The organism is Methylobacterium sp. Leaf104, assembly GCF_001422885.1.
GTDB lineage: Bacteria > Pseudomonadota > Alphaproteobacteria > Rhizobiales > Beijerinckiaceae > Methylobacterium.
In genome coordinates, this window is sequence record NZ_LMMZ01000001.1 from 68,201 (window position 1) to 86,618 (window position 18,418).

An 18,418-nucleotide genomic window follows, 5' to 3' on the forward strand; every position below is an offset into this window, starting at 1 on the left:
CCGTCCTTAAGTTTCGAGACCGAGACCCACGCATGACCAAGATCGTCGTCGACGGCACCGAGGTCGATGTTCCGGCGGAGTACACGCTGCTCCAGGCCTGCGAGGCCGCAGGCGCGGAAATCCCGCGCTTCTGCTTCCACGAGCGGCTGTCCATCGCGGGCAATTGCCGGATGTGTCTCGTGGAGCTCAAGGGCGCGCCGAAGCCGGTCGCCTCCTGCGCCTATGCGGTGAAGGATTGCCGGCCTGGCCCCAACGGCGAGCCGCCGGAGGTGCTGACGCGCTCGGGCCAGACCAAGAAGGCGCGCGAGGGGGTGATGGAGTTCCTCCTCATCAACCACCCGCTCGACTGCCCGATCTGCGACCAGGGCGGCCATTGCGACCTGCAGGATCAGGCGATGGCCTACGGCGTCGACTCGACCCGCTACGGCGAGAACAAGCGCGCCGTCGAGGAGAAGTATATCGGCCCGCTGGTGCGGACCGCCATGAACCGCTGCATCCACTGCACCCGCTGCGTCCGCTTCCTGGCGGAGGTGGCCGGCGTGCCGGACCTCGGCGCCATCGGGCGCGGCGAGGACATGGAGATCACGAGCTACCTCGAATCCGCCATGGGGTCCGAGCTTCAGGGCAACGTCGCCGATCTCTGCCCCGTGGGCGCCCTCGTCCACAAGCCGCAGAGCTACGAGGTCCGGCCCTGGGAGCTGTCGAAGACCGAATCCGTCGATGTGATGGATGCGGTCGGCTGTGCCATCCGGGTCGATGCCCGCGGCCGCGAGGTCATGCAGATCGAGCCGCGCGTGCACGAGGGGATCAACGAGGAGTGGATCTCCGACAAGACCCGCCACGCCGTGGACGGCCTGCGCACCCAGCGCCTCGACCGGCCCTACCTGCGCGAGAACGGCCGCCTGCGCCCGGCCTCCTGGGGAGAGGCGTTCGCCGCCATCGCCGCCCGGGTGAAGGGCACAGACCCGAAGCGGATCGGCGCGGTGGTGGGCGACCTCGCGGGCGTGGAGGAGATCTACGCCCTCAAGACGCTGACGACCGCCCTCGGGGTGACGAACCTCGATTGCCGTCAGGCCGGCGAGGCGATCGACCCGGTATGGGGCCGGGCCGCCTACACCCTCGGCACCGGAATTGCCGGGATCGAGGAGGCGGACGCCATCCTGCTCGTGGGCACCAACCCGCGCCTGGAGGCCTCGCTCCTCAACGTGCGCATCCGCAAGCGCTGGCGGATGGGTCCGCTGGCGGTCGGCCTGATCGGCGAGCCCGTCGACCTCACCTATCCGCACACCTATCTGGGTGCCGGACCGGAGACCCTGGCCGACCTGGCCTCCGGTCAGCACAGCTTCGTCGAGGCGCTGAAGGCCGCGAGCCGGCCGCTGATCATCGTCGGCACCGGTGCGCTCGCCCGGCCCGACGGCGCCGCGATCCTCGCCGCGGTGGCGAGGCTCGCCCGGGACATCGGCGCGGTCACGCCGGAATGGAACGGCTTCGGCGTGCTCCAGACCGCGGCCGCCCGGGTCGGCGCCCTCGACCTCGGCTTCGTGCCGGGGGAGGGCGGTCTCGACTTCGCGGGGATCGCGCAGGGGGGCTCCCTCGACGTGGTATACAACCTGGGTGCCGACGAGGTCGCGGTGGGACCGGGCGCCTTCGTGATCTACCAGGGCACCCACGGCGACCAGGGCGCCACGCGCGCCGACGTCGTGCTGCCGGGGGCCGCCTATACCGAGAAGAGCGCGACCTACGTCAACCTTGAGGGCCGGGTGCAGACCACCAACCGCGCCGGCTTCCCGCCGGGCGATGCCCGCGAGGACTGGGCGATCCTGCGCGCCCTGTCCGACGTGCTGGGCAAGCGCCTGCCGTTCGATTCGCTGGGCGCCCTGCGCCGGGCGCTCTATGCCGAGCATCCGCACTTGGCCGCCCTCGACGCCATCGCGCCGAGCGACGCGGTGGCCACGGTGGAGCGGCTGTCGGCCTTGAGCGGCGAACCGACGCGGACCGCCTTCGCGGCGGCAGTGCCGGACTTCTACCTCAGCAACGCGATCGCCCGCGCCTCGCGCGTGCTCGCCGAATGTTCGAGCCTCGCGCGGGTGCGCGGCCTCGAAGCGGCCGAATAAGGATCTCCTGCGATGACCTTCTGGGAAATCCTCGGCACCGTCCTGCTGCTGGCGCTCAAGAGCTTCGTGCTCCTGGCGCTGCTGCTGGTCTTCATCGCCTACGCCCTGCTCGCCGACCGCAAGATCTGGGCGGCGGTGCAGCTCCGGCGCGGCCCGAACGTGGTCGGACCCTGGGGCCTGTTCCAGTCCTTCGCCGATCTCCTGAAGTTCGTCCTGAAGGAGCCGGTCATCCCGGCCGGCGCCAACAAGACGCTGTTCCTGCTGGCCCCCCTGGTCTTCGCCACCCTGGCGCTGGCCGCCTGGGCGGTGATTCCCCTGGCCGAGGGCTGGGCCATCGCCGATCTCAACGTCGGCATCACCTACATCTTCGCGATCTCGTCGCTCGGCGTGTACGGCGTCCTCATGGGCGGCTGGGCCTCGAACTCGAAATACGCCTTCCTGGGCGCCCTGCGCTCGGCCGCGCAGATGATCTCCTACGAAGTCTCCCTCGGCTTCGTCATCATCTGCGTCCTGCTCTGCGCCGGCTCCCTGAACCTCTCGCGCATCGTCATGGCGCAGGACACATCCCTGGGCATCCTGGGCTGGTACTGGCTCTGGCTGTTCCCGATGTTCGTGGTGTTCTTCGTCTCGGCGCTGGCCGAGACGAACCGCCCGCCCTTCGACCTGCCGGAGGCCGAATCGGAGCTCGTGGCCGGCTACATGGTCGAGTATTCCTCGACGCCGTACCTGCTCTTCATGCTCGGCGAGTACGTGGCCATCATGACCATGTGCGCCCTCGGCACGGTGCTGTTCCTGGGCGGCTGGCTCTCGCCGATCCCGTTCGCGCCCTTCACCTGGGTGCCGGGCCTGATCTGGTTCGCCCTCAAGGCCAGCTTCCTGTTCTTCATGATCGCCATGGTGAAGGCCATGGTGCCGCGCTACCGCTACGACCAGCTCATGCGCCTCGGCTGGAAGGTGTTCCTGCCGCTCTCGCTCGTCTCGGTCATCGTCGTCGCCTTTGTCCTCAAGCTCACCGGCCTCGCGCCGGGCGCCTGACAACACCTCACGGAGATCCGAGCCATGAAGCTCGATCAGGTCGCTAAGGGTCTGCTGCTCAAGGAGTTCGCGTCCGGGTTCGTCCTGGCGATGAAGTACTTCTTCAAGCCGAAGGCCACGATCAACTACCCCTTCGAGATGGGCCATCGCGGCCCGCGCTTCCGGGGGGAGCACGCCCTGCGCCGCTATCCCAACGGCGAGGAGCGCTGCATCGCGTGCAAGCTCTGCGAGGCGATCTGCCCCGCGCAGGCCATCACCATCGAGGCCGGCCCGCGCCGCAACGACGGCACCCGGCGCACGACCCGCTACGACCTCGACATGGTCAAGTGCATCTATTGCGGCATGTGCCAGGAGGCCTGCCCGGTAGACGCGATCGTGGAGGGGCCGAACTTCGAGTTCTCGGTCGAGACCCGCGAGGAGCTGCTCTACGACAAGGAGAAGCTCCTCCTGAACGGCGACCGCTGGGAGCGCGAGATCGCGCGCAACCTCGCGGTGGACGCGCCCTACCGCTGAGCGGACGGCGTTCGCCGGGTGCGGATGAGACAGCCGGCCGATTCCGTGCCCACGGAGCCGGCCGGACACCGCCGAGGCGGTTGTGCACCGCAGGGGTGGGTTCTATAGACGGGCGGCCGGTGGGCCGTGGCACAATTTCGGCAGAAGGGGCCGTCCTCGGGACGGCTGATCTCTAGAATCGCATGAGCGCAGCCGCTGCCTTCTTCTACCTGTTCGCAGGTGTGACCATCGCCTCGGGCTTCATGGTGATCGCCTCGCGCAATCCCGTGGCCTCCGTGCTCTTCCTCATCCTGGCCTTCGTGAACGCCGCAGGACTGTTCGTGATGATGGGCGCCGAGTTCCTGGCGATGATCCTCGTGGTCGTCTACGTGGGCGCGGTCGCGGTTCTGTTCCTGTTCGTCGTGATGATGCTCGACGTGGATTTCGCGCAGCTGCGCCAGGGCTTCCAGCAATACCTGCCCATCGGCGCGCTGATCGGCGCGGTGTTCCTGATCGAGCTGCTGCTCGTGGTCGGCTCCTGGACCATCGATCCGGGCCTCGTGCAGGCCCCCCTCGGCCCGGTCGCCAGCGCCGAGGCGGTGACGAACACCCAGGCGCTCGGCCGGGTGCTCTACACGGACTACGTCTTCTTCTTCCAGCTCGCCGGCCTGATCCTGCTGGTCGCGATGATCGGCGCCATCGTGCTGACCCTGCGCGACCGCCCCGGCGTCAAGCGCCAGAACATCAACGTCCAGAACGCGCGGACCCAGGGCATGGCGGTGGAGACCCGCAAGGTGCCCTCCCGCCAGGGCGTAGAAGTCTGATGGCCGGCGGACCTCGAACGGCAGAGAGCGGGAGCCTTATCCGATGATCGGCCTGAGCCACTATCTGACGGTCGCCGCGATCCTGTTCACGCTCGGCGTGCTCGGCATCTTCATCAACCGCAAGAACGTCATCGTCATCCTGATGTCCGTCGAGCTCATCCTGCTCGCGGTGAACATCAACCTCGTCGCCTTCTCCACCCACCTCAACGACATCACCGGACAGGTCTTCGCCCTGTTCGTGCTGACCGTGGCGGCGGCGGAAGCGGCCATCGGCCTCGCCATCCTCGTCGTGTTCTTCCGAAACCGCGGTTCGATCGCGGTCGAGGACGTCAACATGATGAAGGGCTGATCGGGACCCGAGGCGAACACCCTTCGACGCCCGGCGGCGCGGTCCTCGCGCCGCCAGGGCGGTGACACGAACCCCACAGGGCGCCGCCCCGGCTCCCCTGCGCGTCGCGCGGGGTCCGGGCGCACCCCAGGAGGCCGGACAAGCCAGCGATGTATCACGCGATCGTCTTCCTCCCGCTCGTCGGTGCGCTGCTCGCCGGCCTGTTCGGCCGCCAGCTCGGCCCGAAGCTCAGCGAGGGCATCACCACCGGCCTCCTCGCCTTCTCGGCGCTCTTGTCCTGGGGCGCCTTCCTCGAGGTGCCCGGCACCGAGCACGCCACCCGCGTGCAGGTCGCGACCTGGTTCACCGCCGGCGACCTCGTGGTCGACTGGGCCTTCCGCGTCGACACCCTGACGGTGATCATGCTGGTGGTCGTGACCTCGGTCTCGACCCTCGTGCACCTCTACTCGATCGGCTACATGGCGGAGGACCCGCACCGGCCGCGCTTCTTCGCCTACCTGTCGCTCTTCACCTTCGCCATGCTGATGCTGGTGACGGCCGACAACCTCGTGCAGATGTTCTTCGGCTGGGAGGGCGTCGGCCTCGCCTCCTACCTGCTGATCGGGTTCTGGTACGAGAAGCCCTCGGCCAACGCCGCCGCCATGAAGGCCTTCATCGTCAACCGCGTCGGCGATTTCGGCTTCTCGCTGGGCATCTTCCTCGTCTTCGTGCTCACGGGCTCCATCGCCTTCGACGGCATCTTCGCCCGGGCGCCCGAGATCAAGGACGCGACCTTCCACTTCCTCGGCTACGACTGGAGCGCGCTGACGCTCGCCTGCCTGCTGCTGTTCATGGGCGCCATGGGCAAGTCGGCCCAGTTCCTGCTGCACACCTGGCTGCCCGACGCGATGGAAGGCCCGACCCCGGTCTCGGCGCTGATCCACGCCGCCACCATGGTGACGGCCGGCGTGTTCATGGTGGCGCGCCTGTCGCCACTGTTCGAGCTCGCGCCCAACGCCCTCGTCGTGGTCACGGTCATCGGCGGCATCACGGCGTTCTTCGCGGCCACGATCGGCCTCGTGCAGAACGACATCAAGCGCGTCATCGCCTACTCGACCTGCTCGCAGCTCGGCTACATGTTCGTGGCGCTCGGCGTCGGCGCCTACTCGGCGGCCGTGTTCCACCTCTTCACCCACGCCTTCTTCAAGGCGCTGCTGTTCCTCGGGGCCGGCTCGGTCATCCACGCGATGCACCACGAGCAGGACATGCGGAACATGGGGAATCTGCGCCGCTACATCCCCTTCACCTCGGCGATGATGACCATCGGCACCCTGGCGCTGATCGGCTTCCCCTTCACCGCCGGCTACTATTCCAAGGACGCGATCATCGAGGCGGCCTACGCCTCGACCCGGCCCGGCCACACGCTGGCCTTCCTGTGCACCGTCGTCGCCGCGCTGATGACCTCGTTCTATTCCTGGCGCCTGTTCTTCATGACCTTCGAGGGACCGGCCCGCTGGGCGGGCCACGGGGCGGCTCACCACGACGACCATCACGCCGCCCACCCCGTGGCGCATGCCTCGGCGCAGGCCGACGGCGTCCCCGGCCACCACGAGGGCGTCGCCCACGACGACAAGGGCCACGACGTCGAGCCGGCCTCGCACAGCGCCATCGAGCACCACGACCATACGCACACGCCGCACGAGAGCCCGCTGGTGATGACGATCCCGCTCGGCATCCTGGCCTTCGGCGCCCTCTTCGCCGGCCTGATCTTCAAGAACCGCTTCATCGGCGAGGGCATGGAATCGTTCTGGGGCCACGCCCTGGGACACGGCCCCGACAACCACATCATGCACGACATCCATTCGGTGCCGGCGCTGGTGGCCTATTCGCCCTTCATCATGATGCTGATCGGCTTCGTGCTGGCCTACTGGATGTATATCCGCCGGCCCGAACTGCCGGGCCAGCTCGCCGCGCAGCAGCCGAGCCTGTACCGGTTCCTGCTCAACAAGTGGTACTTCGACGAGCTCTACGACCGGATCTTCGTCCGTCCGGCCAAGGATTTCGGCAAATTCCTCTGGAAGGAGGCCGATGGCCGCGTCATCGACGGCATGGGACCGGACGGCATCGCCACCCGCGTCCTCGACGTGACCCGCGGCGTGGTCCGCTTCCAGACCGGCTACGTCTACCACTACGCCTTCGTCATGCTCGTCGGCGTCGCCGCCCTCATCAGCTGGTACATGCTGACCGGCTTGCCCAAGGTCGCCCATTGATGGCCGCTGTCACGTATCGGAGCGCCCGCTAATGTTCGGCCTCGGCATCCTCTCCGGCCTCCTGATCGTGCCGCTCTGCGGCGCGGCCTTCATCCTCACCCTGGGCGAGGAGACGGAGGCCTCGAAGCGCAACGCCCGCTGGGCCGCGCTCATCACCACGCTCGCCACCTTCCTGCTCTCGCTGGTGGCCTGGGGCCGCTACGACGCGACCACCGCGAGCTTCCAGCTCGTCGAGACCCATGCCTGGCTGAGCGAGGCCACCCGGTTCAAGCTCGGCGTCGACGGCTTCTCGATGCCGCTGATCCTGCTGACCACCTTCCTGATGCCGTTCTGCATCGGCGCCTCGTGGCTCTCGGTGAACACCCGGGTGAAGGAGTACTTCGTCGCCTTCCTCGTCCTCGAGACGACGATGATCGGCGTGTTCTGCGCCCTCGACCTGGTGCTGTTCTACCTGTTCTTCGAGGCCGGTCTGATCCCGATGTTCCTCATCATCGGCATCTGGGGCGGCAAGCGGCGCATCTACGCCAGCTTCAAGTTCTTCCTCTACACCCTGCTCGGCTCGGTGCTGATGCTGCTCGCCATCATGGCGATGTACTGGCACGCCGGCACCACCGACATCCCGACCCTGCTGCACACCCGCTTCCCCACGGGGATGCAGACCTGGCTCTGGCTGGCCTTCTTCGCCTCCTTCGCGGTGAAGATGCCGATGTGGCCGGTCCATACCTGGCTGCCCGACGCGCACGTGGAGGCGCCCACGGCCGGCTCGGTGATCCTGGCGGGCATCCTTCTGAAGATGGGCGGCTACGGCTTCATCCGGATCTCGCTCCCGATGTTCCCGGACGCCTCCCACGCCTTCGCTCCGATGGTGTTCGCCCTCTCGGTGATCGCGATCATCTTCACCTCGCTGATCGCCCTGATGCAGACCGACATCAAGAAGCTCATCGCCTATTCCTCGGTGGCGCATATGGGCTTCGTGACGCTCGGCCTGTTCACCATGAACGAGCAGGGCATCCAGGGCGCGCTGTTCCTGATGATCTCGCACGGCATCGTCTCCGGCGCACTCTTCGTCTGCGTCGGCGTGGTCTACGACCGGATGCACACCCGCGAGATCGCGGCCTATGGCGGCCTCGTGAAGCGGATGCCGCTCTACGCGGCGGCCATGATGGTCTTCACGATGGCCAATGTCGCCCTGCCCGGCACCTCCGGCTTCGTCGGCGAGTTCCTCGCCATGATGGGCGCCTTCCGGGCCAACCCGACCGTGGCGTTCTTCTCGGTATTCGGCATCATCCTGTCGGCCGGCTACGCGCTCTGGCTCTACGCGCGGGTGATCTACGGCAAGCTCGAGAAGCCCAACCTCCAGGGCATCCTGGATCTCGACCTTCGCGAAAAGATCATCATCGCGCCGCTCGTCGCGCTGACGATCTACTACGGCGTCCACCCGGCCCCCGTGCTCGACACCTTCGCGCCCTCGACGGAAGCGTTGATGCAGAGCATGCGGACCGCGCTCTCGAACACGCAGACCGCCGCGGCCACCCTGCCGCCCGCGTCGCGCTGAAGGCTTGACCCGATGAACGCCGCTCAGATCGTCATGCCCGCGCTCGGGCCCGCCCTGCCGGAGCTGATCCTCAGCATCGGCGTGCTGGTGCTGATCCTCTACGGAGCGTTCCGGGGCGAGCGCTCCGCCGAGGGCGTCAATGTCGGCGCGCTGATCCTGCTGGTCGTCGCGCTGTTCGCGGTCATGTCCCAGTCGGGGGCCAAGGTCACCACCCTGAACGGCTCCTTCATCGTCGACAACTTCTCGAAGGTGATGAAGGCGCTGATCCTGCTGGGCTCGGCGGCCTCGATCCTGCTCGCGCGCGACTACTTCCAGCGCGAGCGCATCGACCGGTTCGAGTTCCCGATCCTGCTGCTCCTCTGCACCATCGGCATGATGGTCATGGCCTCGGCCAACGACCTGATCGCGCTCTATCTCGGCCTGGAGCTGCAATCCCTGGCCGCCTACGTCATCGCGGCCTTCCACCGGGACAACCTGAAATCCACGGAAGCCGGGCTGAAGTACTTCGTCCTCGGGGCGCTCTCCTCGGGCATGCTCCTGTACGGCGCCTCCCTGGTCTACGGCTTCACCGGCACGGTCTCGTTCCCCGGCATCGTCGCGGCCCTCGACGGCACGGCGGGCTTCGGCATCGTGCTCGGCATCGTCTTCGTGGCGGCCGGCGTCGCCTTCAAGCTCGCCGCCGTGCCGTTCCACATGTGGACGCCCGACGTCTACGAGGGCTCGCCGACGCCCGTGACCGCCTTCTTCGCCTCCGCGCCCAAGATGGCCGCCATGGCGATGACGGTGCGGATCTTCATCGGCGCCTTCCCGGACGTGACCGCGGTCTGGCAGCAGATCATCGTCTTCGTGGCGATCGCCTCCATGGCGCTCGGCTCCTTCGCCGCCATCGGCCAGCGCTCGCTCAAGCGCCTGATGGCCTATTCCTCGATCGGCAATGTCGGCTACGCCCTGGTCGGACTCGCGGCCGGGTCGCAGGCGGGCGTCAGCGGCGTGGTGGTCTACATGATCATCTACCTGGCGATGACGCTGGGGGCCTTCGCGGTGCTGCTGTCGCTCCGCCGCGGCGGCCAGATGTTCGAGACCGTCGACGACCTCGCCGGCCTGTCGCGCACCCATCCGGTGATGGCCTTCTGCCTCGCCGCGATGATGTTCTCGCTGGCCGGCATCCCGCCGCTGGCCGGGTTCTTCGCCAAATACTACGTCTTCCTCGCCGCCATCCAATCCGGCCTCGTGACCCTGGCGGTCATCGGCGTCGTCACCAGCGTCGTGGGCGCGTTCTACTACCTGCGCGTCGTCAAGGTGATGTATTTCGACGAACCGGTGGCGGCCTACGAGCCGATGGCCCCGGGGCCCCGCATCGTCCTCGCCCTGGCGAGCCTGGTCGTCGTGCTGCTCGGGATCGTCCCGGGTCCCCTCGTCGGGGCCGCGGGCGCCGCCGCCAAGTCGCTGTTCTAGGTCCTTGGGCGGCTACGCGCTCGGCACCCTGGCGCGGGGGGAGGGACACCGCCTCCACGTCCACGACCGCCTCGGCTCCACCAACACCGAGGCGCTGGAGCGCTTTCGCGCCGGCGAGGCCGGGCCGCTCTGGGTGGTGGCGCACCGGCAGGAGGCCGGCCGGGGCCGGCGGGGCAACGCCTGGGTCTCCGAGCCCGGAAACCTGACGGCCAGCCTGCTCTGGCCCGTGGAGGACGTCGAGCCCGGCCTGGTGCCGACCCTCGGCTTCGTCGCCGGGATCGCCCTGGCCTCGGCCCTCGCGGCCTGCGGCGTCGCCGGGTGCCGGCTCAAATGGCCGAACGACGTGCTGGCCTCGGGCGCCAAGCTGGCGGGGCTCCTGCTGGAGGCCGAGAATCGCCCCGGCGGGCGCCGCGCGGTGGTGATGGGCTTCGGTGTCAATGTCGCGGCGGCGCCACAGGGCTTGCCTTATCGCGCCACGTGCCTCAGGCAGATGCAGTACGACACGCGCGCCGAGGATCTGTTCGTCTCCCTGACGGACGGCATCGTCGACGCTGCGCGACTCTGGGAGTGTGGCCGCGGATTCTCGAGGATCCGCGAGCGCTGGATCGCTGACGCGGCCGGGATCGGCGCGTCGGTTTCGGTGCGGACAGGCGATACCCTCGTACACGGAATTTTCGAGACGATCGACGAGGCGGGGCGGCTCGTGGTCCGATCGGAGGATGGGACGCGACGGACCGTGACGGCGGGCGAGGTGCATCTGGGAACGGCCGCGACGGCGGCTTGAGGTTTGGACGGACAATGACGACAGGGCAAGACGAACTCGTCTTCGTGCCGCTCGGCGGCGTGGGCGAGATCGGCATGAACGCGGCGCTCTACGGCTTCGGCCCCCCGAAGCGGCGCAAGTGGATCATGGTCGATTGCGGCATGGGCTTCGCCGGCGAGGAGGGATTCCCCGGCATCGACCTGATGTTCCCGGATCTGAGCTTCATCGAGGAGCGCAAGGACGACCTCCTGGCCATCTTCATCACCCACGCGCACGAGGACCATATCGGCGCGATCGGCGAGCTGTGGCCCAAGCTGAAGGCGCCCGTCTACGCGACGCGCTTCGCCAAGAACCTGCTGGAGGCCCGCCGCCTCAGCGAGCCGGGCGCGCCCAAGGTCATCCTGAAGGAGATCCAGGCCGGCCGCCGGGTCCAGATCGGCCCGTTCGAGATCGAGTACGTCCCCGTCTCGCACTCGATCCCCGAGTCGAACGCGGTCGCCATCCGCACGCCGCACGGCCTCCTGCTGCATACCGGCGACTGGAAGCTCGACCCGACCCCGATCCTCGGCGACGTGACCTCGGAGAGCGCCTTCCGGGCGCTCGGCGACGAGGGCATCCTGGCGATGATCAGCGATTCGACCAACGTCGTGCGCGAGGGGCGCTCCCCGAGCGAGGCCGAGGTCGCCGCCACCCTGCGCGAGCTCATCGCCGACGCGCCCCACCGGGTCGCGGTGACGACCTTCGCCTCCAACGTCGCCCGCATGCGCGCGGTGGCGGAGGCCGCCCAGGCCTGCGGACGCGAGGTGATCGCCGTCGGCCGCGCCATGGACCGCGTCATCGCGGTCGCCCGCGAATGCGGATTCCTCGACGGCCTGCCGGAGTTCCGCTCGTCGGACAGCTACGGCTACCTGCCGCGCGACAAGGTCGTGGCCCTGCTCACGGGCTCCCAGGGCGAGGAGCGCGCCGCGCTCGCCCGGGTCTCGCGCGACGACCATCCCGACATCACCCTGGCGGCGGGCGACCGCGTCATCTTCTCGTCGCGGGCGATCCCCGGCAACGAGCGGGCGGTCGGGGCGATCATCAACGACCTCATCAATGCCGGCATCGAGGTGGTCACCGACCGCACGAAGCTCGTCCACGTCTCGGGCCATCCCCGGCGCGACGAGATGGCGGAGATGTATGCCTGGACCCGTCCGCAGACGGCGATCCCCGTCCACGGCGAGGCCCTGCACCTCGACGAGCACGCGCGCTTCGCCCGGGCCCAGGGTGTGCCCAACATCGTCAAGGCCCGCAACGGCAGCGTCGTGCGCCTCGCGCCCGGCACGCCGGAGATCGTCGACCACGTCAAGGCCGGGCGCCTGTTCAAGGACGGCAACGTCCTGATCGACGCCAAGGACCGAGCCATTCCCGAGCGCCGCAAGCTCTCTCAGGCCGGCCTGGTCTCGGTGGCCATCGCCATCGACGTCCAGGGCGAGATCCTGGGCGAGCCCGCGATCGACATCATCGGCCTGCCCAATCGCGGCCGCAACGGCCAGGCGATGCTCGACGTCGTCGTGGAGTGCGTGTCGCGCACGCTCTCGGGCCTGTCGAAGCCGAAGCGCAAGGACGCCGAGGGCGTCGAGAAGGCCGTCGACCGCGCGATCCGCTCGGCGGTCAACGAAGTCTGGGGCAAGAAGCCCGCCTGCCACGTGCAGGTGGTCGAGGTCTAGAGACCGAACCCTCCCCCTCCGCGGGGCAGAGACGGCGCTCGATACGGCGTGTTGCGTGAGACGCCCTCGCGCGGCACGCCGCCATCCCGGGGCCGCGCGGCGGAGCCCGGGATCCAGACATGCCGGTGCCGCAGGACGTTCCACCGTCGGCGGTTCTGGATCGCACGCCGCCGGCGCGCCCCTGCGGGTCCAGGCTCGCCTGCGGCGCCCCGGAAGGACACCGCGATGCCGTCGAACATCGCCCGGTTCGACGGGGGAAGGGTGGCGGTACGGTTTCGGAAGGAAAGGGAGCAAACCATGATCGGACGCCTGAACCATGTCGCCATCGCGGTCCGCGATCTCGACGCCGCCTGCGCCATCTACCGGGACACCCTCGGCGCCACCGTGACCGAGCCGCTGCCGCAGCCCGAGCACGGCGTGACCGTGGTGTTCGTCAACCTGCCCAACAGCAAGGTCGAGCTGATGTCGCCGCTGGGCGAGGGCTCGCCCATCGAGAGCTTCGTCGAGCGCAATCCCAATGGCGGCGTCCACCACGTCTGCTACGAGGTCGACGACATCATCGCGGCCCGCGACCAGCTGAAGGCCCAGGGCGCCCGCGTCCTCGGCAGCGGTGAGCCGAAGATCGGCGCCCACGGCAAGCCCGTGCTGTTCCTGCATCCGAAGGACTTCCTCGGCACGCTGGTCGAGCTGGAGCAGGTCTGACCCGGATGAGCGCCATCCTCCAGACCCTGGCGGCCTCCACCCTGCGCACCCTGGCGGTGATGGTGGTGGTGCTCGCAGCGGTGGTCGTGCTCGCGGTGGGCCTGTTCAAGCTCACCGTGTTCGGCGCGCTCGCCCTCTACTTCGTGGTCTGGTGGACCCTGCTCTTCGTCATCCTGCCCCTGCGCAACCAGGTGGAGACCGACCCGGAGCGGATCGTGCCCGGCCAGGATCCGGGGGCGCCCGCCGCCCCCCGCCTGCGCGAGAAGGCGATCCTCACCTCCGTTCTCGCGAGCGTCGTCTTCCTGGTGGCGGTCCAGGTCTTCGAGCTCGCCGGCCTCTGAGGCGACGGCGCGACCGGGTTCACGCAGGCGCCGCCGGTGCAGCACCGCGTCATCCCGGGGCCGCGCAGCGGCGTCCGGGATCCGGAAACGCAGGTGGTGCAGGACCTTAGGCCGTCGGCGGCTCGGGATCGCACGCCGCTGGCGCCCCCTGCGGGTCCGGACGCGCCTGCGGCGCCCCGGAATGACACCGGGGACGGGATCCGCGATCGCGCCGCCCTTGGCCGAGGACACCGACGCGCCTCAGGCGGCGCGAGGCGGCGCCAGCCCCGCGCAAGCGTTCAGGCATAAAAAAAGCAAGGCCTAAGCCTTGCTTTTATGAAGATGGTCGTTCGCTCAGCCTCGATTGTCTCACGCATTGCTGACGGCGTGGCGGCTGAAATTCCTCCCGAGACTCGGACCGTGTGGCGCCACTGCTTGGCGGCGCAATCATCACGGACGCGCTTATAGGAACAACAATTCTCATTGTCACCTGCCTCGTGAGACATTCCTGCGCTTTTCTACCGGAATGGCGGGCAAGCTTTCGCGCGACGGAGCCGCGACCTCGGAGACGAAACGCCACGCTGCGGATCCATGTCACCCCTCCGCGCTTGTGTTTTCCCGATGCAATGTGTTGTGTGCCGGGGCGCGCCGCCGACCCGCTGGCGCGCTGTTTCCAGGGCCTTCCATGCGTCTCTCCCGCTACTTCCTGCCGACCTTGCGCGAGACGCCCAAGGAAGCCGAGATCGTCTCCCACCGCCTCATGCTGCGCGCCGGGCTCGTGCGCCAGGAGGCGGCCGGCATCTATGCGTGGCTGCCGCTCGGCCTGCGCGTCCTGAACAAGGTCTGCGCGGTCATCCGCGAGGAGCAGGACCGGGCGGGCGCCATCGAGATCCTGATGCCGGCGATCCAGTCGGCCGAGCTCTGGCGGGAATCCGGCCGCTACGAGGCCTACGGCAAGGAGATGCTCCGCATCGCCGACCGCCACGACCGCGAGATGCTGTTCGGGCCGACCGCCGAGGAGGTCGTCACCGAGATCTTCCGCGGCAGCGTGCGCTCCTACAAGGACCTGCCCAAGAACCTCTACCAGATCTCCTGGAAGTTCCGCGACGAGGTCCGGCCACGCTTCGGCACCATGCGCTCGCGCGAGTTCCTGATGAAGGACGCCTATTCCTTCGACATCGACCAGGCCGCCGCCCGCCACGCCTACAACCGGATGTTCGTGGCCTACCTGCGCACCTTCGCGGGCCTCGGCCTGAAGGCGATCCCGATGCGGGCCGACACGGGTCCGATCGGCGGCGACCTCAGCCATGAATTCATCATCCTGGCCCAGACCGGCGAGAGCGAGGTCTACTGCGACAGCCAGTATCTCGACTTCGAGATCCCCCCGATCACCACCGATTTCGAGGACGTCGCCGCCCTCCAGGGCACCGTCGACCGCTGGACCTCGCTCTACGCCGCCACCTCCGAGATGCACGAGCCGGCGGCCTTCGCCGAGGTGCAGGGCGACAAGCAGATGGCCGCGCGCGGCATCGAGGTCGGGCACATCTTCTACTTCGGCACCAAGTATTCCGAGCCCATGGGCGCCAAGGTCACCGGTCCCGACGGCGTCGAGCGCCCGGTCCACATGGGCTCCTACGGGATCGGCCCGAGCCGCCTCGTAGCGGCGATCATCGAGGCGAGCCACGACGAGGCCGGCATCGTCTGGCCCGACGCGGTGGCGCCCTTCGACGTGGCCCTGATCAACCTCAAGACCGGCGACGCCGCCACCGACGCCGCCTGCGGCGAGATCCAGGCCACCCTGGAGGCGGCCGGCCTCAGCGTGCTCTACGACGACCGCGACGAGCGGCCGGGCGCCAAGTTCGCCACGGCCGACCTCATCGGCCTGCCCTGGCAGGTCATCGTCGGACCGCGCGGCCTCGCGGAGGGCAAGGTCGAGCTGAAGCGCCGGGCCGGCGGCGAGCGGGAGAGCGTCGCCCCGATCGACCTTCTCGCCCGCCTGAAGCGGCTCTGAGGCCCCCCAATGGTGGCGACCCTGACGGACAGGCTCGCGGGCCTTCGCGCCCGCTTCCGGCGCGGAAGCACGCCACCCTTCGCCGGGTTCGAGTGGATCATCGCCGGGCGCTACCTGCGGGCCCGGCGCCGGGGCGGCGGCGTCTCCGTGGTGGCGTTCTTCTCGCTCCTCGGCATCGCCCTCGGCGTCGCCACGCTGATCATCGTGCTCTCGGTGATGAACGGCTTCCGCACGGAGCTCCTGTCGAAGATCATCGGCATCAACGGCCACGTCTTCGTCGCCCCGATCGACAAGCTCTTCACCGATTATTCCGACCTCTCCGAGCGCCTGTCGAAGGTCGCCGGGGTCCGGGCCGCGATCCCCCTGGTGGAAGGACAGGCCTTCGCCTCGTCGCCCTATGGCGGCGCCGGCAGCGGCGTGCTGGTCCGCGGCATCCGGGGCGAGGACCTCGACAAGATCGGCGCCATCGCGAGCAACATCAAGGGCGGTAGCCTCGAGGGCTTCGACGACGGCTCGGGCGTCGCCATCGGCCGGCGCCTGGCCGAATCCCTCGGCGTCCAGGCCGGCGACCAGATCAACCTGCTGACGCCGAAGGGCGCCTCGACCCCCTTCGGCACGGCGCCGCGCACCAAGGGCTACACCATCAAGGCGATCTTCGAGATCGGCATGACCGAGTTCGACTCGACCTTCGTGTTCATGCCGCTCACCGAGTCCCAGGCCTTCTTCAACCGCGACGCCGATGTCAGCCTGATCGAGATCTATCTCGACAATGCCGAGGCGGTGGGCGCGATGCGGGCCGACCTCGAGATGGCGGCCGAGCGCCCGGTGCTCCTCACCGACTGGCGCCAGCGCAACCGGACCTTCTTCGGCGCCCTGGAGGTGGAGCGGAACGTGATGTTCCTGATCCTCAGCCTGATCGTCGTGGTGGCGACCCTGAACATCATCTCGGGGCTGATCCTGCTGGTGCGCGACAAGTCGAGCGACATCGCCATCCTGCGCACCATGGGGGCGACGCCCGGCACCATCATGCGGGTGTTCCTGATCAACGGCGCGCTGATCGGCGTGGTCGGCACTCTGAGCGGCCTGGCGCTCGGCATCCTGATCACGATGAACATCAAGGGCATCCAGCGGGTGCTGTTCCCCTCCGCCTGGGACCCCACCGTGCGTTTCCTCGCCGAGATCCCGGCCGAGATGAACGCCAACGAGATCACCGTGGTGGTGGTCACCTCCATCGCCCTGTCGCTGATCGCGACGCTGTATCCCTCGTGGCGCGCCGCCCGGCTCGATCCGGTGCAGGCCCTGCGCTACGGCTGAGGCCCGAACATCCATGACCACGAAAGCCGAGGCGCCCGGCGCGCAGCCGGTCCCGGCCCTGTTCTTCGCCAAGGTGGAGCGGCGCTACGCGCAAGGGGCCGGCGAAGGGGCCGGCGCCCTCGAGATCCTGCGTCGGGCGGATTTCGCGATCTGGCCGGGCGAGCTCGTCGCCCTGGTGGCGCCCTCGGGCGCCGGCAAGAGCACGCTCCTGCACCTCGCCGGCCTGCTGGAGCGGCCGGATGGCGGCGAGATCTACGTGGGCGGCAGCCCGACCGCCGCGATGGTGGATGCCGAGCGCACCCGCCTGCGCCGCGAGGAGATGGGCTTCGTCTACCAGTTCCACCACCTCCTGCCCGAGTTCTCGGCCCTGGAGAACGTGGTCATGCCGCAGCTCATCCGCGGGCTCTCGCAGCGCGAGGCGCGGGCGCGGGCGAGCGAGCTCCTGAGCTTCCTCGGCCTGAAGGAGCGTCTCCTGCACCGGCCGGCCGAGCTCTCGGGCGGCGAGCAGCAGCGCGTCGCCATCGCCCGCGCGGTGGCCAACGGGCCCCGCCTGCTGCTCGCCGACGAGCCCACCGGCAATCTCGACCCGCACACCGCCGCCCACGTCTTCGGCATCCTGGTCTCGCTGGTGCGCGCCTCCGGCCTCGCCGCCCTCGTGGCCACCCACAACATGGATCTGGCCGCCCGCATGGACCGGCGGGTGACGATCCGGGACGGGCTGATCGAGCAGCTGCCCTGACGGGACGGGACGGGCGAATCCTTGCTCCGCGGCACCCGCGCGACTACGTACAGGAACGCGTACATACGAGGGCGCCCTCCATGACCCATGTCGGCTTCAGCGAGTTGCGCAAGAACCTCGCGACCCATTTCGACCGCGTCGAGACCGACCGGACGGAATTGGTGGTGACGCGGCAGAACCACGAGGATCTCGTGATCCTGCCGCTGGCCGAGTTCGAGAGCCTGCGGGAGACCCTTCACCTCCTCGGGACGCCCGCGAATGCCCGCCGTCTGACGGACGCCATGGCGCAGCTCGACGCGGGCGCCGGGACGGAGCGGGACCTGATCCAGCCGTGAAGCTGGTCTGGTCGGACCATGCCTGGGACGATTACCTCCACTGGCAGGCGACCGACCGCACGATTCTCCAGCGCGTCAACGCGCTGATCGCGGAGGCGCAGCGCCATCCGTTCCAGGGGATCGGCAAGCCCGAGCCCCTGAAAGGCAATCTCAAGGGCTGGTGGTCGCGCCGGATCACCGCCGAGCATCGCCTGGTCTACCGGGTCGCCGGCCAGGGGGCGGCGCAGGCCCTCGAGATCCTCCAATGCCGCTGGCACTACGACGGCTAGTCATCGTCCGGCCCTGTGCAGCTTCACGAACCGTTTACCCTGTTCCGCACCGGATCCGATCCGGCCTTTACATAGAACAAAACAAGAACAAAACTCGGGACGTCAACGAAAGGCGATGCCCATGTTCAAGCGGATGATCCTGACGGGTGCGGTCGAGTTCATGGCCTTCGGGCTCCTGGCGGT

General features: G+C 68.7%; 17 protein-coding genes. All 17 read left to right on the forward strand.

Annotation, left to right across the window (positions count from 1 at the left end):
- The first annotated feature begins 32 nt into the window (after window positions 1-32).
- On the forward strand, window positions 33-2,114 hold the full coding sequence (nuoG, locus tag ASF49_RS00345; RefSeq protein ID WP_056466009.1) for an NADH-quinone oxidoreductase subunit NuoG: 2,082 nt from the start codon (window positions 33-35) through the stop codon (window positions 2,112-2,114).
- Between the two features lie 12 nt (window positions 2,115-2,126).
- Window positions 2,127-3,149, forward strand: a complete 1,023-nt coding sequence (nuoH, locus tag ASF49_RS00350; protein ID WP_056466019.1) for an NADH-quinone oxidoreductase subunit NuoH — start codon at window positions 2,127-2,129, stop codon at window positions 3,147-3,149.
- 24 nt (window positions 3,150-3,173) lie between these two features.
- The gene (nuoI, locus tag ASF49_RS00355) at window positions 3,174-3,662 is read left to right on the forward strand and encodes an NADH-quinone oxidoreductase subunit NuoI (protein ID WP_055947361.1); all 489 of its coding nucleotides are present in this window, start codon (window positions 3,174-3,176) and stop codon (window positions 3,660-3,662) included.
- Between the two features lie 182 nt (window positions 3,663-3,844).
- A complete protein-coding gene (locus ASF49_RS00360) occupies window positions 3,845-4,465 on the forward strand; it encodes an NADH-quinone oxidoreductase subunit J (protein WP_056466021.1) in 621 nt (206 codons plus the stop codon).
- Between the two features lie 43 nt (window positions 4,466-4,508).
- A complete protein-coding gene (nuoK, locus tag ASF49_RS00365; protein WP_056089088.1) occupies window positions 4,509-4,814 on the forward strand; it encodes an NADH-quinone oxidoreductase subunit NuoK in 306 nt (101 codons plus the stop codon).
- Between the two features lie 149 nt (window positions 4,815-4,963).
- Entirely contained in the window at window positions 4,964-7,063 is a 2,100-nt protein-coding gene (gene nuoL / locus ASF49_RS00370) for an NADH-quinone oxidoreductase subunit L (RefSeq protein ID WP_056466023.1), read from the forward strand.
- A gap of 31 nt (window positions 7,064-7,094) precedes the next feature.
- Window positions 7,095-8,618 carry an NADH-quinone oxidoreductase subunit M gene (locus tag ASF49_RS00375; protein ID WP_056466025.1) on the forward strand — a complete coding sequence of 508 codons (1,524 nt, stop codon included), beginning with the start codon at window positions 7,095-7,097 and terminating at the stop codon, window positions 8,616-8,618.
- A 12-nt stretch (window positions 8,619-8,630) separates the two neighbouring features.
- The gene (nuoN, locus tag ASF49_RS00380; protein WP_056466028.1) at window positions 8,631-10,073 is read left to right on the forward strand and encodes an NADH-quinone oxidoreductase subunit NuoN; all 1,443 of its coding nucleotides are present in this window, start codon (window positions 8,631-8,633) and stop codon (window positions 10,071-10,073) included.
- A gap of 4 nt (window positions 10,074-10,077) precedes the next feature.
- Window positions 10,078-10,857 carry a biotin--[acetyl-CoA-carboxylase] ligase gene (locus ASF49_RS00385; RefSeq protein ID WP_056466030.1) on the forward strand — a complete coding sequence of 260 codons (780 nt, stop codon included), beginning with the start codon at window positions 10,078-10,080 and terminating at the stop codon, window positions 10,855-10,857.
- A gap of 14 nt (window positions 10,858-10,871) precedes the next feature.
- Entirely contained in the window at window positions 10,872-12,545 is a 1,674-nt protein-coding gene (locus ASF49_RS00390) for a ribonuclease J (RefSeq protein WP_056466032.1), read from the forward strand.
- A gap of 297 nt (window positions 12,546-12,842) precedes the next feature.
- Window positions 12,843-13,247 carry a methylmalonyl-CoA epimerase gene (gene mce / locus ASF49_RS00395; RefSeq protein ID WP_056466035.1) on the forward strand — a complete coding sequence of 135 codons (405 nt, stop codon included), beginning with the start codon at window positions 12,843-12,845 and terminating at the stop codon, window positions 13,245-13,247.
- A 5-nt stretch (window positions 13,248-13,252) separates the two neighbouring features.
- Window positions 13,253-13,588, forward strand: coding sequence for a DUF1467 family protein (locus ASF49_RS00400; RefSeq protein ID WP_200929991.1), 336 nt, complete (start codon window positions 13,253-13,255; stop codon window positions 13,586-13,588).
- A 664-nt stretch (window positions 13,589-14,252) separates the two neighbouring features.
- Complete coding sequence (gene proS, locus ASF49_RS00405; RefSeq protein WP_056466038.1) at window positions 14,253-15,578, forward strand: proline--tRNA ligase; 1,326 nt, start codon at window positions 14,253-14,255, stop codon at window positions 15,576-15,578.
- Between the two features lie 9 nt (window positions 15,579-15,587).
- A complete protein-coding gene (locus ASF49_RS00410) occupies window positions 15,588-16,892 on the forward strand; it encodes a lipoprotein-releasing ABC transporter permease subunit (protein ID WP_056466039.1) in 1,305 nt (434 codons plus the stop codon).
- A gap of 13 nt (window positions 16,893-16,905) precedes the next feature.
- The gene (locus ASF49_RS00415; RefSeq protein ID WP_056466042.1) at window positions 16,906-17,631 is read left to right on the forward strand and encodes an ABC transporter ATP-binding protein; all 726 of its coding nucleotides are present in this window, start codon (window positions 16,906-16,908) and stop codon (window positions 17,629-17,631) included.
- 80 nt (window positions 17,632-17,711) lie between these two features.
- Complete coding sequence (locus tag ASF49_RS00420; RefSeq protein ID WP_056466044.1) at window positions 17,712-17,966, forward strand: type II toxin-antitoxin system Phd/YefM family antitoxin; 255 nt, start codon at window positions 17,712-17,714, stop codon at window positions 17,964-17,966.
- Window positions 17,963-18,235 (forward strand): Txe/YoeB family addiction module toxin, encoded by a 273-nt coding sequence (locus ASF49_RS00425; protein WP_056466050.1) that lies wholly within the window; start codon window positions 17,963-17,965, stop codon window positions 18,233-18,235. Before ASF49_RS00420 ends, ASF49_RS00425 begins: the two co-directional genes overlap by 4 nt.
- Window positions 18,236-18,418: the final 183 nt, after the last annotated feature.